Here is a 25,595-nt window from a genome sequence, read left to right as displayed (position 1 = left end):
AAGACTGGTGTGGTCGAGGGAGCACGATCGGTGGGCGGTCATACGGCGTCACCTGCGGGGTTGGCGACGCCGACGGTGTTCTCGACGGAGAGGAGGGATTCCTGTCGTCCGGAGCCGAGCCAGCGGACCAGGGCGACGAGGCCGAGGGCGAGGATGGCGAAGGCGATGAGGATGGCGCTGACGGCGGTGACGCTGGGGTCGATCTCGAAGGTGAGGGAGTTGTAGACCTGCACCGGGAGGGTGACGGTGTCGACGGAGGAGAGGAATTGGGAGATGTAGAACTCGTCGAAGCTGGTGATGAAGGAGAAGATCGCCGCCGCGATCATCCCCGGCGCGGCGAGTGGGAAGGTGATGCGCCGGGCGATGGTGAGCCGGCCGGCGCCCATGCTGGCGGCGGCGTCCTCCAGCCGTTCGTCGATCCCGCGCAGCGTCGCGATCAGGATCAGCACCGCGATGGGTGAGGCGAGCACGGTGTGGCCGAGCGCGATGGCGATCGGGCTGCCCAGCATCGCCGCGGGCTCGAACAGCAGGAACAGGCCCAGTGCGGTGACGATCTGGGGGATGAGGAGGGGGCCGAGGACCAGGGCGAAGACCGCCGAGCGCAGCGGGAGTTCGCTGCGGACCAGGGCGGTCGCCGCCGTCACCCCGATGATGAGGGAGAAGACGGTGCTCAGGGCGGCGACGAGGGCGGACAGGGAGAGTGCGGCGGGCCATTTGCTGCCGTCGGCGAAGAGGGCCTTGTACCAGTTCAGCGTCCACGTGTCGGGTGGGAAGGAGGCGAAGGCGTTGTTGCTGAAGGAGGTGACGAGGATGACGACGATGGGCAGGGCCAGGAACAGCAGGATCACGGTGGCCACGGCGGTCAGGGCGATCTTGCCGGTGAGGGTCTTGCGCAGCTCCATCATGATCCGTTCCTCCTCCTGCGGCTGGCGCCCAGGGAGCTGACGACCTTGACCAGGAGCAGTCCGGCCAGGGTGAGGACCAGCAGGATGACGCCCTGAGCGGCCGCCCCGTTCCACTGGTTCTCCTTGGTGACCTGCTGGTTGATGAGGGTGGCGATCATCGTCTGGTTCGGGCCGCCCATCAGCGCCGGGGTGATGTAGTAGCCCAGCGAGAGGATGAAGCTGAGGAGTCCGGCGCTGGCCAGGCCGGGGGCCACGAGGGGCAGGTAGACGCGGCGGAAGATCGTCACCCGTCCCGCGCCCATGCTCGCCGCGGCGGCGAGCAGGCGGCGGTCGACTCCGCGCATCACGCCGTAGAGCAGCAGCACGGTGTAAGGGAGCATCATCGACGTGGTGCCGATCACGACGCCGAGTTCGTTGTAAAGCAGTTGGTACGGCCCGCCTGGGAGCCACTCGTTCACCAGTCCCCTGTCGCCGAGCATGATGATCCAGCCGTAGGTGCGCACCAGCGCGGAGACGAAGTGCGGGACGACCACGACCAGCATCGCCAGACCCGCCCACACCGGCTTCAGCCGGGAGATCGCCTGGGCCAGGACGAACCCGAACACCAGACTCAGCACCGCGGTCTCCGCGGAGATCCGCAGCGTGGTGAACAGCACCGACAGGTTCACGCCCGTCAGTGCGTCGGCATACCAGTGCAGCGTGAACGATCCGTCCGCGTCCTTCAGGCTGAGCAGCAGCGTGGAGAAGATCGGGTAGACGAACAGCACCAGCAGATACACGACGACCGGCAACGCGTAGAGGATCCCGACGCGGGTCCTGCGTGAGGCCAGGAGCTTGCGGGGGCGGGCGGGAGCGCCTGCGGTGAGGGTGGCGGCCATGACTCACCCGCCCTGTTCGGTCGGGAAGAGGTTCACGTCGTCCGCGTCCACGGTGATCCCGACCCGCTCGCCCGCGACGGGGCCGCGGCCTGCGGGGACTTCCAGGCGCAGCAGCGGCCCGTCATCACCGTCGATGCGTACGCCGGCGCGCACCAGGGTGCCCACATAGGTGGCGGTCTCGACGGTGCCGGTACAGAAGCCGTCGTCGGCGGCGCTGGCCCGCAGCCGGCCCGGCTGCACGGCGACCTTCACCTGCGTGCCGGGGGCCAGTTGGTGACGGCGCGCCGTCAGCAGGCCACCGGACTGGGTGAGGCGGACCAGGGTGTGCTCGCCGTCGTGCTTCTCCACCCGGCCCGGCAGGAAGTTCGCCGCGCCCAGGAAGTCCGCCACAAAGGGGGTCTTGGGCCGCTCGAACAGCTCGCGGGGGGTGTCGAACTGCTCGATCAGACCGTTGCGCATCACCGCGATGCGATCGGACATCACCAGCGCTTCTTCCTGATCGTGCGTCACGTAGATGACCGTCAGGCCCAGTTCCTGCTGGATGGACTTGATCTCGATCTGCAGCTGGTCGCGGAGCTTCTTGTCCAGGGCGCCGAGGGGTTCGTCCATGAGGATGACCGGCGGTCGGTAGACCAGCGCCCGGCACAGGGCCACACGCTGCTGCTGGCCGCCGGACAGCTCACGCGGCTTGCGGCCGCCGAATCCGGACAGGCCCGCGATCTCCAGCGTCTCCCCCACCCGGCGGCGGATCTCGTCCTTCGGCACTCCGCGCAAGGTGAGGGGGAAGGCGACGTTCTCGCTGACGGTCATGTGCGGGAAGAGCAGGTACTGCTGGAAGACGAAGCCCAGGCCCCGCTTCTGCGGCGCCAGGCGCGTCACATCGCGGCCGCCGACGGTGATGGTGCCGGAGTCGGGCTCGCAGAACCCGGCGATCATCATCAGCGTCGTGGTCTTGCCCGACCCGGAGGAGCCGAGGAAGGTGACGAACTCACCCGCCGCGATCTCCATGGACGCCTCGTCGACGGCGACGACATCGCCGTAGGTCTTGCGCAGGGCCACCACCGACAGCGCTTTGCCGGTCGCGGTGGCCGGCTTGCCGCCGGCCACCTTGACGGACGGTGCGGCGACACCGAATTCAGCCACGAGCCCACTCCAACCAGCGCTTGGTGACGGCCGACTCGTTCTTCAGCCACCACTCGACATCCGCGTCGAAGCCCTTGTCGTAGTACTTCGGCGCACCCGCGGACGCGTTGCGCTGCTCCTCGGTCAGCTTGCCGTAGGCCACCGGAGAAGACGGGTTCGACGGGAAGAACTTGACGATATTGGCCTGACTCTCCGCCCGCAGCGAGAAGTCCATCAGCTTGTAGGCGGCGTCCAGGTTCGCCGCGCCCTTGGCGATGGCATAACCCGAGAACTGACGGCGCGTACCGTTGAGCTGCCGCTCCACCGGCACACCCTGCTTCTGCAGATCGGCGAGACGACCGTCCCACACGGTGGACATCGTCACCTCCTCGCGGCTCAGCAGCACACCCGGGAGCGGGCCACTGTCCCAGAACTTCTTGATGTTGGACCGCAGCTCGGTCATCACCTTGAAGGCGCGGTCCACATCGAGCGGGTACAGCTTGTCCATCGGGACACCGTCGGCCAGCAGCGCGAACTCCAACTCCGGCAGGTCACCGTCCGGGTGAACCATCGCGCGGGAACCCTTGAACGCCTTGGTGTCCCAGAAGTCCGCCCACGACTCCGGCTTCCTGCCGCCGAAGGCGTCCGTGCGGTAGGCGATGCACTGGCCGTAGAAGCCGTAGCCGACGGCATGGTCGGTGATCTGGGCCTCGGGGATCTTCGCGCTCTTCACACTCTTGACCCGGTCGAGATCCAGCGCCTCCAGCGCGTCCTGCTTGACGTACTTGAAGTGGGACATCATCGAGTTGTTGATGAGGTCGCACTGCGGCCGGCCCTGCTTGATCTGCGCCAGCAGCGGAGCGTCGTCCAGGTTCAGCACCTTCACCTGGATGCCGGTCTCCTGCGTGAACGGCGTGTAGATCGCCTTCTGGAGAGCCGCGCCCCAGGAACCGCCGCTGTCACGGACGACCACCGTCTTACTGCCGCCCTTGCCACCACTCCCACCGGCCGTCCGGCTGGAGCCGGTACCGCAGGCGGAGAGGGAAGGAAGAGCGGCGAGGGCGGTCAGACCGCCTGCTCCGCGCAGGAGCGCTCTACGACCGATCTGGGCATCACTCATGGCAATACTCCTCATCTGGGGACGCGTGGGACCAGCTGTGCGGGGGCTTTACCTCGCAGGTGCGGGGGGGGGTGGTGCAGTGTGACTAAGGCGGGCAGAGCATCGCCCGCCTGCGTTGCCGATCGCCGCTTTGGGGGCGTCGACGACCTTGTCGTCAGAGCGACGCCGATTGATGGCGGTGGGGAAGCTGGAGCCCTGGCAGGCGGTGATCAGCGGAGTGGGGGGTCTTCACCAGAGCCGCGGTATGAGGGCGTGGTGAGGGATGAAGCAGAGCCGGGTTTGCGGCTGAAGGACGGGCCGATCGGTTTGTCTGCGCCGGCGACAACTCAGCGGGTAGCTTGGCGAAAGATCCCGAAGACGATCGGGGTGCGCGGCATCGGGATCACATTACGGTCACGTAGATCTTGCGCACGGTTTCGATGGTCTTCCAGACACCGACGTAGCCCGGCTTCATGACGAAACTGTCGCCGGCCTTGTAGATCACCGGCTCGCCGCCTTCGGGTGTGAGTTCGACGACGCCGGAGAGGATGTGGCAGAACTCGAAGGTCTCGCCCTTGATCGAGCGCATCTCGCCGGGCGTCGCTTCCCAGACGCCCGTATGGATGGACTCCCCACGGGCGACGTCCTGAGCCCAGGTCTTGAAGGCGGGTTCGCCGGAGATCAAGCGTTCCGGGAGCGGGCCGGACTCTCGCGGCGCGAAAGAGGGATTGGTGTCGATGGCCTTCAGGAGCGACATGTCTTTCCTTTGGGAGCTTGAGGGATTGGCGGCCACTGTCGATGAGCTGCTGTCGAGCGGCGTCTGGCACACGCTCGTGGGTGGGGCCCGTTCCAGATGTGTGGAGGCCGGCGAGGCGTCGTGGCTGGTGCCGGGGTTGGCCGGGTGGCTCGGATGCGGTTGTCGGCATGGGCGCACCGTGGGTGGCCTTGTTCGAGCGCGGTGGCATGAGGCACGTGCTCGGCGCGGTTCGACAGTTCATGCCGCGATCGGCGGATGTCCGAGACAGAAGGCGAGACAGTGCAGGTTGTTCAGTCCCTTGCTGGTGGTGATGCCAAGCAGGGGCTCAGCCGGCGGTGTACCCGCCGTCGACGGTCAGGACCGATCCGGTCACGTACGACGACTCCGACGACGCGAAGAAGAGCACCGCGTCGGCGACCTCTTCGGGGGTGGCGAGGCGCTGGAGCGGGATCGTGCTCTCGCGCTGGCGGCGGTAGGCCTCGGGGTCGGGCCTGCGCTGGAACGCCGCTTCGATGATCGGGGTGGCGGTCAGGCCAGGGGCGACGACGTTGACGCGGATGTTGCGCGGGGCCCACTCGATCGCCGCGCCCTTGGCGAGCATGATGAGGCCCCCCTTGGCGGCGGAGTACAGGACCTGCCCTGCCATGCCGACCATGCCCAGCCGTGAGCTGACGCAGACGAACGAGCCGCCGGTCTCGGGCATGAGCGGCGCGAAGTGCTTCATCACCAGGAACGCGCTGAGCAGGTTGCTCTCCAGTACGTTCCTCGCGTCGTCGCAGGCCATCTCGGTGAGTGGACCGTCGGCCTGCAGACCGTGGTTGAGGACGACGACGTCGACGGTGCCGAAGGACTCCGCGGCCTGCTTGGCCAGGTGCTCGACGAACGTCTCGTCGTTGAGGTCTCCGGGAATGTATAGGTCGTCTGGCTGAGCGCTGTCGAGCCGCTCCTTGCGGCCAGTGAGCAGCAGCCGTCCGCCCTCCCGGCGGAAGTGGGAACTCACCGCCTGCCCTATGCCACTGCTGGCGCCTGTCACCAGGGCCGTGACGTTCTTGAGTCTCATGTCAGGCACTCCTCATACGCATGTCAGGCACTCCTCTTACGGGGGAGGTCGGTCAGGGGTGGGGGCTCGGGGAGGACGGGAGTCTCGTGCCATGCCGGTCAGTTGAGGAATCCGCGGGCGTCGACGGGCCAGCGCTCCAGCGAGGTGCCCGTGCTGTCGGTGACGATGAGTTCCTCGAAGCCGAGGACGACCGGGCACACGTGGTTCGGCACGACCGGTACGACGCTGCCGACGCCGGGGCGGAACTCGCCGTCCGGCAGCGGGAGGAACCCGTGGTACTCGTTGACCTTGGACAGGACCGCTGTCGTGCCGGCGATGCCGCCGTAGCCGATCTCGGGGCTGCCTTCCTTGCTGAGGGCCTTGTTGCCCACATCGAGGATGACCTGACCGGGGACCCAGTCACTGACCACGGTCCCGGCGACGAACAGCGCGATCTGGTCCTCCGTGCAGGCGCCGAGCCGGGCATTGTTCAGATCTCCGAAGACATACTCGCCCGGACGGATCTCGGTGATCACGCCGCTGGTGGAGAACTCCAGGGTGGGAGTGGAGCCCGCGCTGACCACCTCCGCGGTGACCCCGACGCCTTCGAGGCCGCGTACCGCGGCGGTGAGCGTGGCTTCCTGGTCCTGCGCGGCGCGTCGGCGAGCGTCCTGGTCGGCACCACCGTGACCGGGATAGGTGAAGACGCCCACCGGCACCAGACCGCGCTTGCGGGCGGCGAGCGCGAGTTCGCCCGCGGCCTCGGGTGGCGCCCCGGAACGACGGGCACCGCAGTCGACCTCGATCACGACCTGCAGCCGGTCCGGTTCGTCTCCCATCGCGTCGGCGAGCGCCTCGATCGCCGCGACGTTTTCTACGCCGACCCGCAGCCGGGCGGACTCGGCGAGCCGGCGGATCCGGGGCTTCTTCGACCCCGCGGCCCAGATCGGGTAGGCGAGGAAGATGTCGTCGAACCCGGCCGCGGCGAAGACCTCGGCCTCACCGACATTGCCCGCGGTGATTCCGACCGCGCCCGCCTCGATCTGGCGTCGCCCGATCTCCACGCACTTGTGCGTCTTGACGTGCGGCCTGACCTGCAGGTTGTGCTGGTCGGCGAAACCCTGGACGCGGTCGATGTTGCCCTGCATGACGTCGACCAGCACGATCGGCGCGGGGGTGTCGATCCGCTCGACCAGAGCGTCGAGGACTCGTTGCAGCCGGTTCACGCTGCCCTCCTTGTGGTTCTGCCTGGAATGACCGAGGGGCGCGGGTGCTGACTCCCCTAAATGCTGAGCGCGCGGTCCGCGATAGCGCGCGCAATGGCGTACACCGCCTTCGGGTCTGCCTACGCAGCGGTGCAGACCATCTGGATCTCCACCGGACTGTTGAGCGGCAGACCGGTGACACCGATCGCAGTGCGGGCGTGCCGCCCGTTCTCACCCAGCACCTCGATCAGCAGCTCACTGGCCGCGTTGGCGACCTGCGACTGCTGACCGAAGTCCGGCGTACTGGCGACGAAGACCAGCATCTGCACGATCCGGACCCGCTCCAGATCACCCACCGCCTGCACAGCCGCGGCGAGGCAGTTGAGCACGGCATGGCGGGCCAGTGACCGCGCCGTCTCCAGCTCCACGTCCCCGCCGACAATGCCCTGCCCCAGCAACCAACCGTCCTTGTAAGGCAGCTGGCCCGAGATGTAGATGCTGGAGCCCACCGACCGGTGGTGCACGTAGTACGGGTTGTCGGCGAGTTCGGGAAGGGCGAGACCCAAAGCCTTGAGCCGATCGGAAGCCGAACCAGTGCTCACTGCTGACGCCACGGACTGGCTCATCGCGTCACCTCTGCGGACGGCACGAGGAACAGACCCGTGCGGTTGTCGATAAGTGGCTGTTTCATACGAATCTTGATCATCTGCACTCGGCTCTCTCCTCGAGTAACAGTGGCGATAAAACGCCGTATCGTGGCTTAAACTAGCCACCTTTTGTCGTTTGTCGACCATATGGGCGCCTGTTGAGCGCTGTCAATACCAAGTTCAGTCTCGAATACAACCTCGGAACACCGCATGCGGCTGCACTACCGCTGCTGGAGGCGACGGTCGACGCCGGGACCTGGCTCACCGGTTTTATCCGCTTCGGCATGGACGGTCCATGTGCGTGGCCGGCCTCACCAAGCAGCCGAAGACGGCGTATGAGCACGCGCGGTAGCGCTGGGACAGCTACGAGTACCACGAGTACTCCGACATGGCGTTCGGCCTGCTCAAGATCCTCAGGTACGACTTCAGCCAGATTTTGCGTCTTTGAACGCACTGGGCAGCCTCCCGGCGTGATCGACGAGCCGGAGTTGAGATCTGGAACAACGAACTCAAGGAACGGTTCCTGCGTACCGGCCACCGCTTCAGGCGCGTGCAACCGCGTCGCAGGATGCGTGACTACATCCGTGGACTGCTGGGCCCGGTCGGACGCACAAACGGCTGGCAGCTGGCCGAACACGCCGGACACCGCACACCCGACCACCTCCAAAGGCTCCTCAACCGCGTCCGCTGGAAGGCCGACGAGCTCCGCGACGGCCTCCAGCACTACGTAGCCGAACGGCTCAGCGAACCCGGCGGGATCCTCATCCTCGACGACACCGCTTCCTCAAGAAGGGCACCACCTCCTCCGGCGTGCAGCACCAGTACTCCGGGACCGCCGGCCGCACCGAGAACTGCAAGATCGGTGAGTACGCCGCCTACGCCACCACACGCGGACGCGCCCTGGTGGACCGGGTTCATAGCTGCCGACGCCGCGGCAAAAGGGGCAGCAGAAATGGTTCCTGCCTCGCGCCCCTCACCGTGGCAGAAGTTCGGCGGCTCCTGGCAACTGTCACCTCACCCACTGCCGTTGGCCCGTCCCTGATGAGCACGCGCGCGCTGAGATGGTCTCACTGGCGCCGACGGCGCCAAGCCGTCGCTCGCCGATGTCACTATCAGCGGCGGCTGCACACGATCGAGGGGCGGCCCGGGAAAGAGAACACGGGTCGGCAATCAGTCCACTACAGTGACCCAAACCGCCCCTGACCAGGGAAAACGTGAAAGTGCTGCTGGAGTACTAGAACTTCGGTCATGGGCTTCTCCGTTTCGGGTGGGTGGTAGCGGCTACGACAGCAAAGGGTCAGGGAAGCTTTCCGGTGAAGGCGAGTTCGACCAGTTCGCGCGCCTCCACGGCGCCGAGGGGCACCGGGTTGTTCTGCACCAGCCGACGAGCTCTCAGACCGTTCTCAGCGATCTCGTCGAGCTGGTCGTAGGTGACACCGAGGTCGGCGAGGGTGGCAGGGATCCCGATGTCGGAGAGCAGGTCGGCGACGGCCCGTACGGCGCCCTGAGGGGTCACGTTCTCCCCGGCACCGAGCAAGCGGCCGATTTCGGAGGTCTCCTCCGGGCGCGCCTCGGCGTTGAAAGCCATGGCGTACGGCAACAGACAGCCGACCCCGACTCCGTGCGCGGTGTGGGTGAGGGCGCCGATGGGGTACTGGAAGGCGTGCGCGACGGCAGTGCCGGCTGTGCCGAGCGCGAATCCGCCACACAGCGCCGCCATGGCCATGTCGTCGCGGTGCGGGCCCTCGCCGCCGGTGTGCACGCAGGTCCGCAGACTGCGGCCGACGAGCTCGAGTCCGTAACGGGCGTAGGCATCGGTCAGGGCGCCCTTGCCGACGAAAACACGCTCCTGGTACAGCTCGGAGGTGGGCTCGTGCCGGATCGCGGTGAACGATTCCACGAGGTGGCTGAGGGCGTCGGCGCCCGAGGCCGCAGAGAGGCCGCTGGGGCAACTGCCTGTCAGCACCGGGTCGATGACGGCGGTGTGCGGAATCAGGTATGGCGATGAGATGCCGACCTTCATCACCGCTTCCGGGTCGCTCAGCACCGCGACGGGAGTGACCTCGGACCCGGTGCCGGCGGTGGTCGGGACCGCGACGACGGGGATCGTGGGACCCGGTACGGCGAACTCGCCGTAGTAGTCCCGCGGAGAGCCACCGTGCCGAAGCACCAGAGCCAGCACCTTGGCGAGGTCGATGCAGCTCCCACCGCCGATCCCCACCACGACCTCGGGGTCGGAGGCTTCCGAGCTACGGACGTGGGCCACTGCGGCGTCGACGTCACCGACCGGCAGATCTGGCGTGACCTGGTCGAACACGGTGACCCTGGCACCTCTGCGCCGCAAGGCGACGACGACGTCGTTGAAGAACGGGTCGCCGGCCATGCGCTCATCGGTCACGAGCACCACCTGGTTGCCCAAAGCGAGGACCATGGGAGCCAGGGCGGCCCGCTGGCCGGCTCCGTAGAGCACCTCGCGGGGTTGGCGGAGCAGCCCGAAGGAGGACGTGGGAGCAATGCCGGCCGAGCTACTTGGGGACATCGGTTTCCTTCCGTTGGGGATCGTGTCCGTCATGCGTGGTCGAGCGCTCGCAGCTCGGCCACGAGTGCAGTCGGCAGTTCGACGCCGTTTGCGAGTGCGCGCGAACGGCACTCGCGGGCCCGGTCGCCTGGGACGAGGACGGCGCGGTCGGGTCCGCTGTCGCGGATCTCGGTGAGGTAGTCAGTGAGGTGGCCGGGAACTACCGCCGGTCGCAGCAGTACGAAGAGGTCACCCTTGGTCGCGGGGTGCACCGAGTCGAGCGTGCCGGTGATTCCCGTCCCGAGTGCGGTGCCGGTCAGCGAGGCCACCATGAGCTCGATCGCGAGGCCCAGCCCGTATCCCTTTGCCCCGCCGAACGGGGCGAGCGCCCCCTCCTTCGCGCGCAGCGGATCGACGGTCGGCTCCCCGTCGGCATCCAGCGCCCACCCTGGCTCCAGGGGCTCCTCGCGTAGAGCATGGGCGTGGACTTTTCCCATGGAGATCTGGCTGGTGGCCATGTCGAGCACGAACGGCTCGGGCTCGGCGGGGACGCCGACCGCGATCGGGTTGGTCCCGATCAGCGCCCGCCGCCCGCCGTAAGGGTGGACCAGGGCTTCGCTGGTGGTCATGGCCAGGCACACGAGGCCGCGCTTCGCGACATGCTCTGCGTACCAGGCCAACATGCCGAGATGGTTGGCGGAGGCGATCGACGCGGCGGCGATCCCGGTCTCGTGGACACGCTCCTGCACGACGTCCAGGGCGGTCCGGGCCACGACGGGTCCGAGCCCCTGTCCGCCCTCGACCTGTAGGAGGGCCTGTCCGATCCACGTGTGGGTCCCGGTGGTCTCCGGGTCGGCGACGCCGGCCCGGATTCGGCGCACGAGCCGGGGAAGCCGGAGCAGTCCGTGCGACGGCTGGCCTTTGAGCTCGGCGTCGATCAGTAGGTCTGCCTGCCACCGCGCCCCCTTCACGGGTACGCCGGCGGATCGAAGCGCGCGCTCGGCCAAATCACGAAGCTCGGCCACGGGCAGGCGAACCGGCTTCTCCAACGGCTGTCCAAGCGGGTTCGGGGTGCTCACGGGGCGGTCCTCCATCATGCGTCGGCCTGCGATGACTGCACAGAGACTGACAGTAGATCCGATCGGATTCAAGAAGCGATCCGATCGGATTCTGCAAGGATCCGATCGGATCTTGAGTCAGATCCGATCGGATGTCATAGTGATTCCCAGTGCATCAACCGATGACAGGAGTGTTCCGCGTTGACGAGTCAACCGGCGAACGTCCCCAGGAAGGGACCGGTGGTCACCGAGGTGTACCACCTGATCTTCGGCATGTTGATCTCCCAGGAGATCCCGCCCGGTGCCCGGATGGCGGTCGACGAAATCGCCCGCAAACTGGGGGTGTCGCAGACGCCGGTACGCCAAGCGCTGGCCACTCTGGAGGCCGAGGGCCTGGTCACGCGTACCCACCTTGTCGGCTACCGAGCCGGCGAGTTGATGACACGCAGGCAGTTCGATGACCTCTTCGCAGTTCGTGCGTTTCTCGAGCCGCAAGCGGCCCGGCTAGCAGCCGAGAAGCCCGCGCCGGAGAGGCTCGCGGAGATGCGCAGCACCCAGAGTGAGATGACCTACGAGGCTTCTCGCAACGGTGTGGTGCCCTACGGCACGTTTGCGCGGCACGACGCCGAGCTGCACTCAGCCATTGCCGAGGCCTCTCGCAACGAAGCGCTGCGCGACGCGGTCTCCCGGCTCAATGCCCATGTCCACCTGTTTCGCCTGTACGTCGACCGTGCTGTCACCCACGACGCACTCGACGAGCACGAGGAGATCGTTTCGGCTATCGAGCACCGCGATCCACGGCGGGCGGCGGCCGCGATGCGCGCTCATCTCCGTCGCTCGCAAAAGCGCCTCCGCTCGGCATTCGAGTAGCTGCCGGCACTGCTGTCCATCTGTACCGGTGCCATGTCACTACGCCCTGCCCACATGAGGCGTGTCCATTTCGACCATTCAAGACTCTGGGCACGTCCCGCACATCGCCGTCAATGCCGGCGACGGGATCGGCCCCAAGGTGACCGAGAGTGCCCTAGCGGTCGTGCGGGGCCGCGGGGATCGAGATGGCCACCACCGACGTGCCCGTCTCGGCTGGCCTGTGTTCCTTCGAGAAGTGAGACATGAGGAGTTCCATGAGTGCGCTGGTCAGTCTTGAATCCATCCAGGACGCGGCGGAGCGGATCCGCGGGTACGCCCTCCGGACACCTCTGATGGTGTCGCCGTGGGAGGGACTTTCACTGAAGCCGGAGAGCCTGCAACCGGTGGGCAGCTTCAAGATTCGTGGTGCCACAACGGCAATCACCCGCCTTGCGCCGGAGGCTCGCCAACGAGGTATCGTCGCGATGTCATCGGGCAACCACGCACAGGCCGTGGCCTACGTGGCCCGCAGTCTTGGAATCGCGGCGCACATCTTCATTCCGGACAACGCTCCGGCACGAAAGATCGAAGCAACCAGAGCCTTGGGCGCTGTCGTTGAGGTGGTGCCACCCGAAGAGCAGTACAGCCGACCGGAGGAGTTCGCACGAGAGACGGGCAAGACTCTCATTCCTCCGTTCGAGAACCTTGACGTTATTTCCGGGCAGGGCACCATCGGCGTGGAGATCGCCGCGGATGACCCGGGCATCTCGACAATCCTGGTGCCAGTGGCCGGCGGCGGACTGATCGCGGGGATCGCGGCCGCCGCGGCGGCGTTGCTGCCGAACGCGCGAGTGATCGGCGTCGAGCCGGAGCTAGCCGCGGACGCCGCGGAGTCTCTTCACACCGGCGCACTCCGGGCGTGGGCTGCTCAGGAGACGGCACGAACAATCGCCGACGGGTTGCGCACTGCCAGCCTCGGCGAAATGGCCTGGCCACATGTGAAGGCCTACGTGCACGACATCTTGACCGTTACCGAGGACGAGATCGAAGACGCCACCAGACGACTCGCGGTCGAGGCCCGGCTTCTAGCGGAGCCTAGCGGCGCGGTCACCACAGCGGCGTACCTCCACCGGCGTCGCGAACTGCCGGCAGGACGTGCGGTGGCGGTGGTGTCCGGAGGCAACATTGATCCCGCATTCCTGAGCGGCCTGGTCGCAGATGCTGAGAAGGTACCGCGGAACACGCCTGCCGGCGCTTGCCCGTAGACAAAACTCCTGCGCATCACGCCCAGCCTTGCCCCACCGAACCTGATCCGCGAAGGAGGCCAGGTCGGCCCGAACGTCTGCTGAGGGCATGGGCGACTATCAACACCGCCGACGCCATGTGCCTGGTCTGCTCTCAGCCGTGACGCCCGTCACCGTGAAGACGGTGATAGGGCACTGATCGGCGTCTGGGTTATGCCCGCCAGCTCCGGGACCCTCGCCGACGGGCGTGACCTAGCACCGATCGGTTGTCGAGGTCATCGGGCGTCGACTCCACGAACGGTCTGCATGCAGACGTCACGGCGAGTCCCATCGTTTGCGTCGGACCTGTTCCACGAGTCGAAAGCAAGGTGTACTGCGCGGTCGTCCTGGACACGTTCTCGCGACGCGTGGTGGGCTCGCCCACTGCGGAGCTGATTCACTCAAGATCCACTACAGATCGTGTGGAGAGTGCGAGCTTGATCCTCACCGTTTCGGCATGGGCGTGCGACGTCACGGTGGCGAGCGGGCTTTGACGCGCTTCACGCACGTCGGCGTGGCCTCAAGCGTGCCGGGGCGCGTGTTCTCCTGGCACTGCCGTCCGGGCTCCCAGCCCCATGGGGAAGTGGGCGGCCAGTTCCTTGCGGAACGCGTCGGTGTCGCCTTCCAGGGCGACCGTGGCCAACCTCTCGTGCTCGACGACCAGTTGCTGCGGGTTGTCGCTGTACGTGCGGTGATCGACGCTGAGGTAGAGGCGCAGCTTGGTCTCCCAGCCGTTCCACATGCCCTGCAGGACACCGTGGCCCGAGAGGTCGTAGAAGAGCCTGTGGAAGCGGAGGTGCGCGTCGATGCTGGCCGGGATGTCGTCCTTCTCCATGGCCCGGCGCAGATCCTCGACGGTCTGCAGCAACTGGGGCCGCTCAGCACCGCGCAGCGCTTCGGCGGAGAGCTCGGCGGCGTACGGCTCGACGTGCAGCCGGACCGAGTCGATCTCGGCGACCTCGCGCGCGCTCACCTCCACGACGAACGCGCCACGGTAAGGGATCTTTACGACGAGCCCTTCTTCCTCCAGCTTGGTCAGGGCCTCGCGCAGCGGGGACCGGCTGATCCCCAGATCCGTGGCGATGTGCGCCTCGCGCAGCTGGCCACCAGGAGGGACGCTTCCATCGAGGATGGCGGCACGCAACGTGCGGTAGACACCGTCCGGCGTCGTCGTCCGCTGCTCCTGCCACTCGAACTTGTGGTCCACCCCGTCACCCTCCCCTGCTCACACCCGACCACCTGGTCGTTTGTCGACTATACCCCCGCCGATCTGGCGTCAACACCTCAAGTTGACTGCCAGGCACGGAGCTCACTGATATTCACAACGGCGCCCCATCCGGTTCGCGGGTCACGGTGACAGGCGGCGCCTCGGGGCCGTTTGGTTCTCAGACCGATGCTGGACCGGCGGCACCGACGCTCGCAGACCTGCAGCGGACGCAGCCGACGAGGGGAAGCGCTGTGGGCCCATCTCCATCTTTCCGGACGCCAACGCTTCTCATTCATCGCGTCGGTACCAGGTTTCACGTCAGTAGCTGAGCGCCTGGCTGACCGGTGACATTGCCGTTGTTCGCGGCCTGCTCGATGAGCCTGGCGCTCAGCCGGCCTGCACGAACTCGGAGGCGACCTCGGCCGAGAGGCGATTGCGCCCCGATCACCTCATCCATTCTGGAAGCGGATCATCGCCGGGTCTGTCTGCCTGAGCCACTCCTCCGCGAGGTTGACAGTCGAGGGTATTCGGTCGACAATCGACCAACAATATGGTCGACAATCGACTAGCACTGACCACTAACGAACGAGGAGGATCAGTGGGATTCGATGCCAAGCCCAAGTACGTGACGTTCGACATGAACGGCACGCTGATCAAGTTCAGCATCAACGACACGATGCGCGAGGTCCTGGGCGACCGGCTGCCGGCCGAGGTCGCCGACGACTACCTGCGGATCTGCAAGGCGTACCGGATCGACGAGTGCACGGGCGCGTACCAGCCGTTCCACCAGGTCGTCGCCCGCTCCATGGAGCGCACCTCACGCAAGCTCGGCCTCGAGTACCGCGAGGAGGACGCGCGGGCGGTGTACGAGACCATCCCCACCTGGGGCCCGTACCCCGGTGTCACCGAGGCACTGAACCGCCTGGCCGAGGAAGTCCCGCTGGTGATCATCACGAACAGCGACACCGCGCACGCCGAGCGCCTCGCGGAGAACCTGAAGGCCCCGTTCGAGGTCGTCATCAGCGCCGAGGAGATGGGCATCTACAAGCCGCGACTCGGCGCGTTCGACTACATGCTCGACAAGCTCGGCGTGACACCCGACGAGCTCGTGCACGTCTCCGCCAGCCCGATGTACGACCATCGCTCCGCGGCGAGCTCCCCGTCCTCTTCGGCCTCCCGCGCCCCTGACGCCTGAGCCCGATCGGAGAACCGAGGAAATGATTCACAGAAGGAGGGTGGCGGCATGACTCAGCCGCTGTATCAAACCGTCAAGGGAGACTCGGCTTCAGAAAGGCTCCAGGCCCTGGGGCTGAAGCTGCCCGCCCTCGCCGGCACCACGTACCTCGTGCCCCACCGGACGGTGGGCTCCATCATCCACCTCTCCGGCCAACTACCCTTCAAGGACGGCGAGCTGCTGGGTCAGGGCGTGGTCGGCCGGGACGTGGAGCTGGAGACCGCGCAGGAGCTCGCACGCCATGCCGCGCTCAACTGTCTCGCTGCCGCTGCGCAGGCGGTGGGCGACCTGGACCGGGTCCGGATCGTGCAGATGCTGGTCTTCGTGGCCAGCACGCCGGACTTCGCTCAGCAGTCGAACGTCGCCAACGCAGCCAGTGAACTGCTCATCGAGGTACTGGGTGAGAACGGGCGGCACGCCCGCACTGCGATCGGTGTCGCCGGGCTGCCGCTCAACACCCCCGTCGAGATCCAGGTCGTCTGCACCGCTGTGTAGCGGCGAGCAGTGCGGCGGTGGCCCGGCTTCGACGGGCACTCGACGCCCTCTGCCAGCACGATCGACACCCCAGTGGAGATCCTGCTGGCCGACGCGAGGGGCAGATCCCGCTCCGGCGCCTCGCCCTCCCGACGAGATCACTGACGCCGTCCTGTTCCTCACGTCGCCGGAATCCTCGCGCATCCCCGGGGCAACGAACCCCGTCGACACCGGCTACACCGTCTTCCAGCAGCGGCCCACGCGGTTCCCAGAGAAGGTCGGCATCACGCCTGGTGACGAGTCGGCACCCTCCCCTGGGTCGGCTACCGGGCACGGAAGTGGGAACCGAAACCCGTTCGCTGGCTGGGTGTTCACGCCATGTACCAGCTCTTCGGCATCGCCGACAGCTGGGAAGAACGCAGGAACTCCAGCCAGACCTCAGGCCTCGGCCCCCCGGTTCGGCAGCCGCCTCGCCGGACTCCACGAGTAAACGCAAAGGAACGCTCTCATGGACGCACGACTCGCCGTCATCGGCTTGGGCAGCATCGGAAGCATGGCCCTGTGGCAGGCCTCCCGACTGTCCGACTCGGTAGTCGGTTTCGAGGCAGCCACCCCCGCCCACGGCCGCAGCGCCGTCGGCGGAGACACCCGCCTGTTCCGCATGATCTACCTCGGCAGGCCCGACTACTACCCCATCATCGAACGCTCCCGCGGCCTGTGGGCCGAACTCGAAGCGGAAACCGGGCAGGACATCCTCACCACCACCGGCGGCCTCACCATCGGGACGGCAAACAGTAACTTCATCAACAGCCTCCTCGAGACAGCGCGTATCAACGGAGCCGAGCACAGCGTCCTCAGCCGGGAGGAGATAGCGGAACGCTATCCCCAGCACAACCTCCGCCCCGACGACTGCGCAGTCCACGACCCCCGCGGCGGCGTTCTGCGCACCGACCGCGCCGTCAGCGCCGCCGTCGCGGCGGCCCAGGCCAACGGCGCCACCGTCCTTCAGAACACACCCGTGGACAGCATCACCGAAACCGACCACGGCGTCGTCGTCACCTCGGGCGACAGAACCTGGACATTCGAAAAGGTCATCGTCGCCTCGGGCGGCTGGTCCCGAAAGCTCATGCCCGACCACCTCAAGGCCGTCACCGAAACCCATCGGATCGTCCTGACCTGGTTCATCGCCCAGGACGGCACCCAGTTCTCGCCGGAGAACTTCCCCGCCTTCAGCCGGTGGTACGAGGATCGCTCCATGTACGGCGCACCCGCCGTCGACGGCGTGACGGTCAAGGCATCAATCGACGGACCGCTGGCCGGGCGCGCACGGGCAACCCCCGACCCGAACTCCGTACCCAGGGAACTCACCCGGGAAGAAATCGACAAGACCACCGAGATCGTCACCGAGTTCCTCCCCGGCCTGATCCCCACCATCGCGCGCGCCGACGCCTTCCCCGACCTCTTCACCCAGGACAGGCATCCCCTCATCGGCTGGCTGGATCAGAACAGCAGCATCTACTGCGCCACCGGATTCTCCGGCAAGGGCTTCAAGATGGCCCCCGGCTACGGCCACATCGCCGCACACGAGGCGCTCGGCAAGCAGACCGTCGAAGGCCTGGACTTCGTGCGTCCGGACCGGTTCAAGACCAGGTAACCGCCCCCTCCTGCCGCCTCGGCGAAGTGGTCTCGGTATCGCCATCCGGCTGACGGTCGTTGTGCGACTCATCTATTGATGTGCCGAACGCGTCCCCTGGGCCGTCCTCGCCCCGGCCGCCGTCCTGGGCCCTGCTCGGGGCGCTCGCGGTCACTGCGGCCGGCGAGGTCGAATCCCCAGGCTGACGCGGCGGGCGTCAGCCCACCCCGGAGCGCACACGGACCATCCCAGCGGGTCGGCGCCGACGGTGTCGGAACGACCGCGTACGCCCGTACTCACACACCCAGGAACCGACGGACGCCACCATGCCCGATCTCATCTCCCGCGCCCTGACCCGTCGAACCGTCCAGACGACCAAGCCTTCACGCGAGCGGACCTGGAAGCATCTGTCACCGCTGCTGCGGCTGCTGATCCTTACCCAGCTCACCTCCGGTATCGGCTTCTACGCCGTTCTGCCGTTCCTCGCCGAGCACCTCGGCACCGCGCTTGGCATGGCGGGGTGGATGGTCGGCTTCGTCCTGGGTCTGCGCACCTTCAGCCAGCAGGGCCTCTTCGTGGTCGGCGGCGCACTCGTCGACCGCTACGGCGTACGCCCGATCGTGCTGGCCGGCTGCGTGCTGCGGGTTGCCGGCTTCGCCTGGCTGGGGTACGCGGAACAGACCTGGACGGTGATCGGCGCGGTGCTTCTCATCGGCTTCGCCGCCGCGCTGTTCTCCCCGGCGGTGGAGTCCGAAGTGGCCCGGCAGGCGGTGATCAGGGAGGAGGAGGGCCACGGTTTCCGCACTGGTGTGTTGGCTCTGCTGAGCGCGGCCGGACAGGCCGGTGCCTTCATCGGCCCGCTGCTCGGCGCCCTGTTGCTCGCCGTGGACTTCCGCACCACCTGCCTCGCCGGAGCCGCCGTTTTCGTCCTCGTTCTGGCCGGTCACATATGGCTGATGCCGCAGCACATCCCCGGCCGAGTGCGCACCCGACAGCGGGGCGGCACGCGCGTCCTGCTGCGCAACCGCAGCTTCCTCGCCCTGTGCTGCGCCTACGGCACCTACCTGCTCGCCTACAATCAGCTCTACCTCGCCCTGCCGGACGAGGTGCGGCGCGCGACCGGCTCCCAGGCGGCCCTGTCCTGGCTGTTCGCCCTGTCCTCCCTGCTGGTCGTCTGCGCCCAACTGCCCCTCACACACTGGGCAGGCGACCGGCTCGGCCTGCGCCGCTCGATGATCGCCGGGCTGCTGCTCATCGCGGCCGGTCTCGGGGTCGTGGCCGCCGCCCGGCCCGCCGGCTGGACGGGTGTGGCGGGGTTGCTGCCCGCCGCCGGGTACGTCGTCCTGCTCACCCTCGGCCAGATGCTGGTCGTCCCCGCCGCCCGCGCCTGGGTGCCCGACCTCGCCGAGAACGGCCGCATCGGCCTCTACACCGGCGCGCTGTCCTCCGTCTCCGGCCTGATCGTCCTCATCGGCAGCTCAGTCACCGGCTCCCTGCTCGACCTCGACCTGCCACCTGCCGTCCCCTGGCTGATCCTCGCCGCAGTGCCAGCCCTAGCGGTGGCAATCCTGCCGAGCTGCTCTGAACGGTAGACGGATATGGGAGGGGCTCACTGACGTCATCCGTTCCTGCCCGCACACAGACGGCCTGACCCGTCGCCTTCTCAGCCGCACCACCCCGCCAGGCCTCAACGTCAGCTGGACTGGGGCGGGATGTATTTCCGGCTGCGCGCAGCAGTGGTGTCCGTGTCGGACAGGGCGAGGACGGAGAGCAGGGCGAATGCGCCTGCCGGGCCGAGTACGGTCCAGGGCGCCAGTTCGGCGTACGGCTGGTTCTCCGACAGCAGGCGGCCCCACTCTGCGGTGGGCGGCCGTTCGCCAAGGCCGAGGAAGCCCAGGGAGGCCAGGACGAGGACGGTGGTGGGCAGGCGCAGGAGGGCGTTGCGCAGGCCGGGGGCAGTACGGCGGGCAGCAGGTGGTGGCGCAGAAGGTAGTCCGGTCCGGCGCCGAAGGAGAGGGAGGCGAGCAAGTGGCCGCCGGCCCGCTCCTGTTCCAGCGGGGCCGCGGCCTGGGCTGCGTAGGGGATCCAGCCGACCAGGGAGACCACGAGGGCCGCACCCGAGGCCGAGGAGCCGGTCACCGCAGTGGTCAGCATTCCGGCGAGGACCGCCGTCATCGTCGACACCACTTCCCCGAGCCCCGCTCCGACCTGTGCGGCCATGCCGAGCAACAGCCCGGTGAGCGTGCACACCGCGGTCACCGCGAGGGCCACGCCCACCGTGCGCAGCGCTCCGTGGCCGAGGCGGGCCAGCAGGTCGCGGCCGAGGGCGTCCGTGCCGAATGGGTGTGCGACTGAGGGCGGGAGCGGATGAGGAGGCCACTCGCCCGACACACTGGCCGCTGTTCGGGAGCAACCGGGCCTGGACGAGGGGCCGCTCACGCATCTCGCGCACTGGCTGGGCGGGCTGGCCCAAGGCGACGCGGGCACCTCCTGTTCCAGGACTTCGCCAGAGCGGGGGCCGCAGCGCCGTTCTTGTCCAGGGCGGTCAGTCCTTCGACCACGGAGAGCTTGCCCAGCAAGGTGGCGTCGTCGCTGTACGGGGACAGCGCCATCACCGGCGGCCGGGCGAGCGCGACCCTCAGTCGCCCTTCCGATCCTCCTTCAGCGCCCGTGCCCGTGCATTGCCCGCCGGACACGAAACAGCCTGCGAGCAGCGGAGTGAGAACGAGAGCCACGAAGACACCACGGGGGGCGTACGCATGGAAGGTCCTGCTCATGCAAGAGAGGGTGGTTTGAGCCCCTGCGCGCCATAAGTAGCCCTTGGGACTCGATCACTACACTTAGGGCACCCTAACTGGATCTACCCCGGTAGGTGAACCCTCAAGTAACGAGATCGCCACGACGCCTTGTAGTGCACGGGTGCCTGAATTCAGGGATCTGTGAACTGTCTTGGGTGTGCTGATCGTTGCCTCCGACGTCGACGTGCTGGCCCGCTTCGGCCGCGCACTCGCCGACCCAACCCGCTGCCGGATCCTGCTCGCCCTGCGCCAGGAAGAAGATCTCTTCGTCTCTCGCCTCGCGAAATCGCGGTCCGCCTGCCATGCCCCTCCGTCCGACCGATCCCGACCCAGCTAACGTCCAAGATCCGGACCATACGCGGGCCAGATTCCGCCAACTGCGCCTCGGGTCCGCTATTCGAGCTGGTCAGAGCCGCACCCACGGTGTACCACCAGCAGACGAAGAAGCTGCCAGGAGCAATCCGATAGGCGTCCCCCTCCGGGAAGCAGTACCGAGAGCGCTCACTACTACGGACACTCACGCCTTGTGGAATTGCTACATGACGACAGGCCGAGCGCCAGGTCCTGATACCAGGGTGCGACTCGGTCGCCCGCCAAGCCGGAATCCTCCGTTGACCACTCAGTCGGCAATGCCCCCTCCACACCCCCAAAGGGGGAGCACGAGCCGCCGACAAAACCTGATGACGCATCAGTAGAGTTAGCAAAGGGTTAGCAAGAGTCCTGCCACAGCTGCCAACGGACAGCCAGACCCTGGAACCGCCCAGTGCCCGAAACCGTAGCTGCGGCACACCCATCCACTCCCCCGCGAGCGGCCGCCGAGCGGGAGCCAGAACCCGACAGCGCGTCACCCGCCGGCACCGAATGATCAATCGTTTCCGCAGGTCAACGGGCTCTCCCTCGCGGCTTCAGAGGCGTCGGCGGCAGCTCGGGGGCTGGCAGGGGATCCCCGTCATAACCCTTCACCTCCCCGAACCGCGTCCCTTCCATCCAGTCCCGGCGCGCCTGTACGATCTCATCCTGCGACCGTCCGATCCAGTTCCAGAACATGATGAGCTCCTCCTCGAAGGGCTCTCCACCGAGGAGCATGAGGGCGGCGTCCGACTCGGCGCGCAGGGGGAGTTCGGAGCGGCCGCAGCCGAGGTAGAGCATGGAGCCGGGGAGGACGGGGACGCCGTCGACGTGGGCCTCGCCGGACATGGACAGGACGGCGTACTCGAAGTCGGGTTCGAGGGGCAGGCGCAGATCGGCGCCGCGGGTCAGGGCGAGGTCGGCGCCGACGATCGGAGTGAACGTGGTGCCTGGCGAGGTCGCGCCGTCGAGGGAGCCGAGGATGAGTGTGGCGCTCAGGCCGGGCGCGGTGACGGTCGGCAGCTCGGCGTGGTGCTCGAAGCGCGGGTCGGTGTGCCGGTGGCTGTCCGGCAGGGCGACCCACAGCTGGGCGCCGTGCAGGAAACGGGCGTGCGGCTTGGGGCTCTCCTCGGAGTGCGAGATCGCGCGGCCGGACGTCATCAGACCGAGCTCGCGCGGCCGGATCGTCTGCAGGCTGCCCGTGGAATCGCGGTGCAGCACCTCACCCTCGTGCAGCCAGCTGACGGTCTGCAGGCCCATGTGCGGGTGCGGCGGGACCTGCATGCCGGGCTCGTCGGCGATGTCGTCCGGCCCGTAATGGTCGACGAAGGCCCAGGCACCTACCATACGGCGGCCCAGGTTGGGCAGCAGCCGCCGGACCTCGGTGGACTCGCCGAGCGGTACCCGGCGAGGGCTGAGGAGTTCACGAACCGGCTCGGCCACGACGAAACCCCGGCCGCCGCACACCGAGGGCACCGCCTCGCGATCAAGATTGCTCATACCTCACAACCTAGACCCGAGCGGCACCCGCCGTCAGTCCGCCAGTCCCTCTCTCCACCTGCCTCAGGGCCTCCCGCGAAAATAGTAGCCATGGCTACAGTAGCCATGTACGCTATCTGTCATGAGTTCGACTTCCGAGGGCGCTACGCCCGGGTTTCTCGTCTGGCGCCTGTCCATGAAGTGGCGGGTCGCGGTCGACCGTGCGGTCGCTCCGCTGGGACTGACGCACGCGCAGTACTCGCTGGTGGCGTCGCTCCACGGCATGCACCGCTCCGGCCTGCGGCCCAGTCAGCGGCAGCTCGCGGACCACACCGGCCTGGAGGCGCTCTACGTCTCCAAGCTGGCCCGCGCCCTGGAGACCGCCGGGCTCGTCGAACGCGCCCGGGACCCCCGCGACCCGCGCGCCGTACAGCTGGCGCTCACCGAGGAGGGGCGCACTGTGGCCCGGCGGGCGATCGAGGTCGTCCAGGGGCTGCTGCAACAGCTGCTGGGGCCGCTCGGCGGTCTCGACAGCACCCGTACACGGGAGTTCACCCGCGAGCTGACGGCCCTCCTCGACGTACCTCTCACCCCTGTCACCGAGCACGAGAAGGAGTAGTCATGGCCACCACCGCGACACCCACTGTCAACGGCCGGGTCATCGCCCTCGCCCACTACGCCGGCCGCGCGGTCCTGGAGAACGTGCTGGCCGGTCACGGCGCCACGTTCCAGCAGTCGGTGGCCCTCCGGGTCGTCGCGGTCGCCGACGAACCCGTCGACCGGGACCTGCTCGTGGACCAGGTCGTCGGCTCCCTCAAGGTCGAGACAGCCGACATACAGGCCGTCGTCGATGAGTTGGTCTCCGCGCGGTTGCTGGAGCCGGACCCGGCACAGCCGTCCCGGCTCAGGTTCACCGACGCCGGACGGGAGTTGCACACCAAAACCACCGCCGATACCGCGCCCATCTCCGCCCGGATCTACGCCGGCATCCCTGCCGAGGATCTGGCGGTCGCCGGTCGCGTACTGGCCCTCGTCACCGAGCGGGCGAACGCGGAGCTGGCCGCCATGAAGTAGTGGAATATTCAATAGCTGGTCGGGGTTGTGGGCCGTCGAAGGAGGTCACCAGTGGACACGACGTACTACGACCACGGGACACCGGCCGAGCGCTGGGAGCGCGCGCGGATGTTCTTCGACGCCAAGGACTACGCGGCCGCCGCACGCGTCCTCGGCGCACTCGTCGAGGAGGTGCCGGAGCAGACCGGCCCCCGGCTGCTGCTGGCCCGCGCCTACTACCACTCGGCCCAACTTCGCCGTGCCGAGGCCGAGTTGCGCATCCTCGTCGAGCGGGACCCGGTGGAGCACTACGCCCGGCTGATGCTGGGCCGCACGCTCCAGCGACAGGCCCGGCACGACGAGGCCGAGTCCCACCTGCGGATAGCCTCGGCACTCGCGGGTGACTTCGAGCGACGGTGACGTGCGTGCGCCCTACTCCGTCTCCGCCCGGTCGCCGTACGTTCGCTTGCCGCGCCGGTACGCGATCTCGCCCAGTACGACGTCCACCGCGATGAACACGGCGAGCGGGATGCCGAGCAGCGGGACGAAGTAGCCGAGGACGGCGACGGCCGCCAGCACGGGGACCAGGATGTGCGGTGGCACGTGCTGCCAGGCGCCGCGCGGGATCGGGCGGCCGAAGGACGAGGCCCGGCCGCGCTGCCACCACATGCGGTAGCCCCAGAGGATCAGCAGGACCAGCGAGGCCGCCAGCGACAGCAGGACGATCTGGTTGACGATGCCGAACAGGACACCGGTGTGGGCGTCGATGCCCCAGCGGGTGAGCTTGGCGAGCACCGGGAAGTCGGCGAACCGGAGCGTGTCGGTGACCTCGGTGGTCGTCGGATCGACGGCCACCGCGTCCTGCTTGGTGGGCCAGCTGCGCTGGACCTGCCTCACCACGTACGTGGAGGACGCGTCCGCGGGCGGCACGATCTCCACGGGGTCGCCCAGGCCCTCGGCGCGTGCGGCGGCGAGGATCTTGTCCAGGTCGCCTTCCGCGGCGGCCCCGCCCTCCGCCGTGCCGGCGTCATGGCCCCCGTGGTCGCCGGCCGCGGCCGAGATGGCGGGGGTCGCCTGGCGGAGCTCGGTGCGCAGCACGTCGATGTTCGCACCGGCGTACGCCGACCAGGTCAGACCCGTCGCCGAGAGGAAGAAGAACCCGGCGGCGGCCCACACGCCGACCGTGCCGTGCAGCCCCAGGGTGCGACGGCGGCCACTGGTTCCGCGCACCTTGCGCTGGGCACGGCGGCGGGCGAACCACAGCACGAGACCGCCGCCCGAGATGACCCACAGCCAGCTGGCGGCGAGTTCGCTGTAGAGGCGCCCGGTCTCGCCGAGGTGCAGGTTGGCGTGGAACCGGCTGATCCAGGCCCGCACGGGCAGGGCGCCGGTCGACCCGTACTGCTCCAGCGCCCCGCGCACCTCCGCCGTGTACGGGTCGACGAACACCGCGAGCGTCGAGGCCTCGTCGACGCCCTCGATCCCCGACAGCAGCACCCGGGTCGTCGCGTCCTCCTCCGGGGAAGGGCGTACGGCCGAGAGGGTGCCCTCGGGGTACTCCTCGCGGGCCGCGGCCACCTGTTCGGAGATCGGCAGCTTCTCGTCGCCCACCTTCGAGACTGTCATCTCGTCGGCGTACACGATCCTCTCGATCTGGAACGACGCGGCGTACATCCCACCCGTGAGGGCGGCGACCAGCAGGAACGGGGCGACGAGGACGCCCGCGTAGAAGTGCAGTCGCAGGGCGAGCGGCCGGAGCGAGACCCAGCCCTTCGTGGTGACGTCGGGCTTGACGGGTTTCTGGGGCTCGTCCGTCTCGGTCGCGGGGGCGATGGTCATCGGCGGGACACTCCGGGGTGCGGGGACGTCGTGGTGGTTCGATAGCGGTTCAGTAGTCGGGGCGCGGAGGCACCGAGTTCCCGGAGGATCTGTGATGCGGGTCACACGCCCGAGTGCGGTGTGCCACTCCCCTGCCGACGGTGAGTCCGCGAGAGCCGCCTCGCTTCCCG

General features: G+C 67.9%; 23 protein-coding genes and 2 pseudogenes. 12 read left to right on the top strand and 13 right to left on the bottom strand.

Going from position 1 to position 25,595, the window contains the following annotated elements; translation table 11 throughout:
• Window positions 1-38: 38 nt before the first annotated feature.
• The 8 genes from CES90_RS17335 to CES90_RS17300 form a co-directional block, all read right to left on the bottom strand.
• Window positions 39-905, bottom strand: coding sequence for an ABC transporter permease (locus tag CES90_RS17335; RefSeq protein WP_055540580.1), 867 nt, complete (start codon window positions 903-905; stop codon window positions 39-41).
• Complete coding sequence (locus CES90_RS17330; RefSeq protein WP_055540581.1) at window positions 902-1,783, bottom strand: ABC transporter permease; 882 nt, start codon at window positions 1,781-1,783, stop codon at window positions 902-904. Before CES90_RS17330 ends, CES90_RS17335 begins: the two co-directional genes overlap by 4 nt.
• A 3-nt stretch (window positions 1,784-1,786) precedes the next feature.
• Entirely contained in the window at window positions 1,787-2,926 is a 1,140-nt protein-coding gene (locus CES90_RS17325; RefSeq protein WP_055540582.1) for an ABC transporter ATP-binding protein, read from the bottom strand.
• Window positions 2,919-4,025 carry an ABC transporter substrate-binding protein gene (locus CES90_RS17320; protein WP_055540583.1) on the bottom strand — a complete coding sequence of 369 codons (1,107 nt, stop codon included), beginning with the start codon at window positions 4,023-4,025 and terminating at the stop codon, window positions 2,919-2,921. Before CES90_RS17320 ends, CES90_RS17325 begins: the two co-directional genes overlap by 8 nt.
• A gap of 382 nt (window positions 4,026-4,407) precedes the next feature.
• Window positions 4,408-4,761: a cupin domain-containing protein gene (locus tag CES90_RS17315; RefSeq protein WP_055540584.1), complete on the bottom strand. Its 354-nt coding sequence runs from the start codon at window positions 4,759-4,761 to the stop codon at window positions 4,408-4,410.
• A 325-nt stretch (window positions 4,762-5,086) separates the two neighbouring features.
• Window positions 5,087-5,821 (bottom strand): SDR family NAD(P)-dependent oxidoreductase, encoded by a 735-nt coding sequence (locus CES90_RS17310; RefSeq protein ID WP_189784373.1) that lies wholly within the window; start codon window positions 5,819-5,821, stop codon window positions 5,087-5,089.
• A 98-nt stretch (window positions 5,822-5,919) separates the two neighbouring features.
• On the bottom strand, window positions 5,920-7,026 hold the full coding sequence (locus tag CES90_RS17305) for an alanine racemase (RefSeq protein WP_189784374.1): 1,107 nt from the start codon (window positions 7,024-7,026) through the stop codon (window positions 5,920-5,922).
• 119 nt (window positions 7,027-7,145) lie between these two features.
• Complete coding sequence (locus tag CES90_RS17300; protein WP_189784375.1) at window positions 7,146-7,631, bottom strand: RidA family protein; 486 nt, start codon at window positions 7,629-7,631, stop codon at window positions 7,146-7,148.
• A 514-nt stretch (window positions 7,632-8,145) separates the two neighbouring features.
• Between CES90_RS17300 and CES90_RS17295 the strand changes: the two are divergent.
• Window positions 8,146-8,564 (top strand): annotated as a pseudogene (locus CES90_RS17295) (IS701 family transposase); the annotation flags it as partial.
• A gap of 385 nt (window positions 8,565-8,949) precedes the next feature.
• Here the strand turns inward: CES90_RS17295 and CES90_RS17290 are convergent.
• Window positions 8,950-10,191, bottom strand: a complete 1,242-nt coding sequence (locus CES90_RS17290; protein ID WP_189784376.1) for an iron-containing alcohol dehydrogenase — start codon at window positions 10,189-10,191, stop codon at window positions 8,950-8,952.
• 29 nt (window positions 10,192-10,220) lie between these two features.
• On the bottom strand, window positions 10,221-11,249 hold the full coding sequence (locus CES90_RS17285) for an Ldh family oxidoreductase (RefSeq protein ID WP_206188010.1): 1,029 nt from the start codon (window positions 11,247-11,249) through the stop codon (window positions 10,221-10,223).
• Window positions 11,250-11,468: 219 nt separating this feature from the next.
• Here CES90_RS17285 and CES90_RS17280 point away from each other — a divergent pair, with 219 nt between their 5' ends.
• Together CES90_RS17280 and CES90_RS17275 are read left to right on the top strand one after the other, a co-directional pair.
• The gene (locus tag CES90_RS17280; protein ID WP_079055181.1) at window positions 11,469-12,098 is read left to right on the top strand and encodes a GntR family transcriptional regulator; all 630 of its coding nucleotides are present in this window, start codon (window positions 11,469-11,471) and stop codon (window positions 12,096-12,098) included.
• 254 nt (window positions 12,099-12,352) lie between these two features.
• Window positions 12,353-13,342: a threonine ammonia-lyase gene (locus CES90_RS17275; protein WP_055542101.1), complete on the top strand. Its 990-nt coding sequence runs from the start codon at window positions 12,353-12,355 to the stop codon at window positions 13,340-13,342.
• A gap of 538 nt (window positions 13,343-13,880) precedes the next feature.
• On the opposite strand, the gene CES90_RS17270 is transcribed toward CES90_RS17275, so the two are convergent.
• Entirely contained in the window at window positions 13,881-14,567 is a 687-nt protein-coding gene (locus CES90_RS17270; RefSeq protein ID WP_189784377.1) for a GntR family transcriptional regulator, read from the bottom strand.
• 598 nt (window positions 14,568-15,165) lie between these two features.
• Between CES90_RS17270 and CES90_RS17265 the strand changes: the two genes are divergently transcribed.
• The 6 genes and pseudogenes from CES90_RS17265 to CES90_RS17240 form a co-directional block, all read left to right on the top strand.
• Complete coding sequence (locus tag CES90_RS17265; protein WP_189784378.1) at window positions 15,166-15,762, top strand: haloacid dehalogenase type II; 597 nt, start codon at window positions 15,166-15,168, stop codon at window positions 15,760-15,762.
• A 48-nt stretch (window positions 15,763-15,810) separates the two neighbouring features.
• On the top strand, window positions 15,811-16,296 hold the full coding sequence (locus CES90_RS17260; protein WP_107467814.1) for a RidA family protein: 486 nt from the start codon (window positions 15,811-15,813) through the stop codon (window positions 16,294-16,296).
• Between the two features lie 487 nt (window positions 16,297-16,783).
• Window positions 16,784-17,929: an N-methyl-L-tryptophan oxidase gene (gene solA, locus CES90_RS17255; RefSeq protein ID WP_189784379.1), complete on the top strand. Its 1,146-nt coding sequence runs from the start codon at window positions 16,784-16,786 to the stop codon at window positions 17,927-17,929.
• Window positions 17,930-18,234: 305 nt separating this feature from the next.
• Window positions 18,235-19,500, top strand: coding sequence for an MDR family MFS transporter (locus CES90_RS17250; protein WP_189784380.1), 1,266 nt, complete (start codon window positions 18,235-18,237; stop codon window positions 19,498-19,500).
• 436 nt (window positions 19,501-19,936) lie between these two features.
• Window positions 19,937-20,263, top strand: coding sequence for a hypothetical protein (locus CES90_RS17245; RefSeq protein WP_189784381.1), 327 nt, complete (start codon window positions 19,937-19,939; stop codon window positions 20,261-20,263).
• 600 nt (window positions 20,264-20,863) lie between these two features.
• Window positions 20,864-20,959: pseudogene (locus CES90_RS17240) on the top strand (transcriptional regulator); the annotation flags it as partial.
• A 629-nt stretch (window positions 20,960-21,588) separates the two neighbouring features.
• On the opposite strand, the gene CES90_RS17235 reads toward CES90_RS17240, so the two are convergent.
• Window positions 21,589-22,554 (bottom strand): pirin family protein, encoded by a 966-nt coding sequence (locus CES90_RS17235; protein WP_189784382.1) that lies wholly within the window; start codon window positions 22,552-22,554, stop codon window positions 21,589-21,591.
• Between the two features lie 121 nt (window positions 22,555-22,675).
• Here CES90_RS17235 and CES90_RS17230 point away from each other — a divergent pair, with 121 nt between their 5' ends.
• The 3 genes from CES90_RS17230 to CES90_RS17220 are packed head-to-tail and all read left to right on the top strand — an operon-like array spanning window position 22,676 to window position 24,006.
• On the top strand, window positions 22,676-23,152 hold the full coding sequence (locus CES90_RS17230) for a MarR family winged helix-turn-helix transcriptional regulator (protein ID WP_189784383.1): 477 nt from the start codon (window positions 22,676-22,678) through the stop codon (window positions 23,150-23,152).
• 2 nt (window positions 23,153-23,154) lie between these two features.
• Window positions 23,155-23,607, top strand: coding sequence for a winged helix DNA-binding protein (locus CES90_RS17225; protein WP_189784384.1), 453 nt, complete (start codon window positions 23,155-23,157; stop codon window positions 23,605-23,607).
• 51 nt (window positions 23,608-23,658) lie between these two features.
• Window positions 23,659-24,006, top strand: a complete 348-nt coding sequence (locus tag CES90_RS17220) for a tetratricopeptide repeat protein (protein WP_189784385.1) — start codon at window positions 23,659-23,661, stop codon at window positions 24,004-24,006.
• Between the two features lie 12 nt (window positions 24,007-24,018).
• On the opposite strand, the gene CES90_RS17215 is transcribed toward CES90_RS17220, so the two are convergent.
• Entirely contained in the window at window positions 24,019-25,425 is a 1,407-nt protein-coding gene (locus CES90_RS17215) for a PepSY-associated TM helix domain-containing protein (protein ID WP_189784386.1), read from the bottom strand.
• Between the last annotated feature and the right edge of the window lie 170 nt (window positions 25,426-25,595).

Source organism: Streptomyces capitiformicae (assembly GCF_002214185.1).
Lineage (GTDB): Bacteria > Actinomycetota > Actinomycetes > Streptomycetales > Streptomycetaceae > Streptomyces > Streptomyces capitiformicae.
The sequence above is the reverse complement of the archived record's forward strand: the minus strand, read 5'-3'. Positions and strand labels throughout refer to the sequence as shown.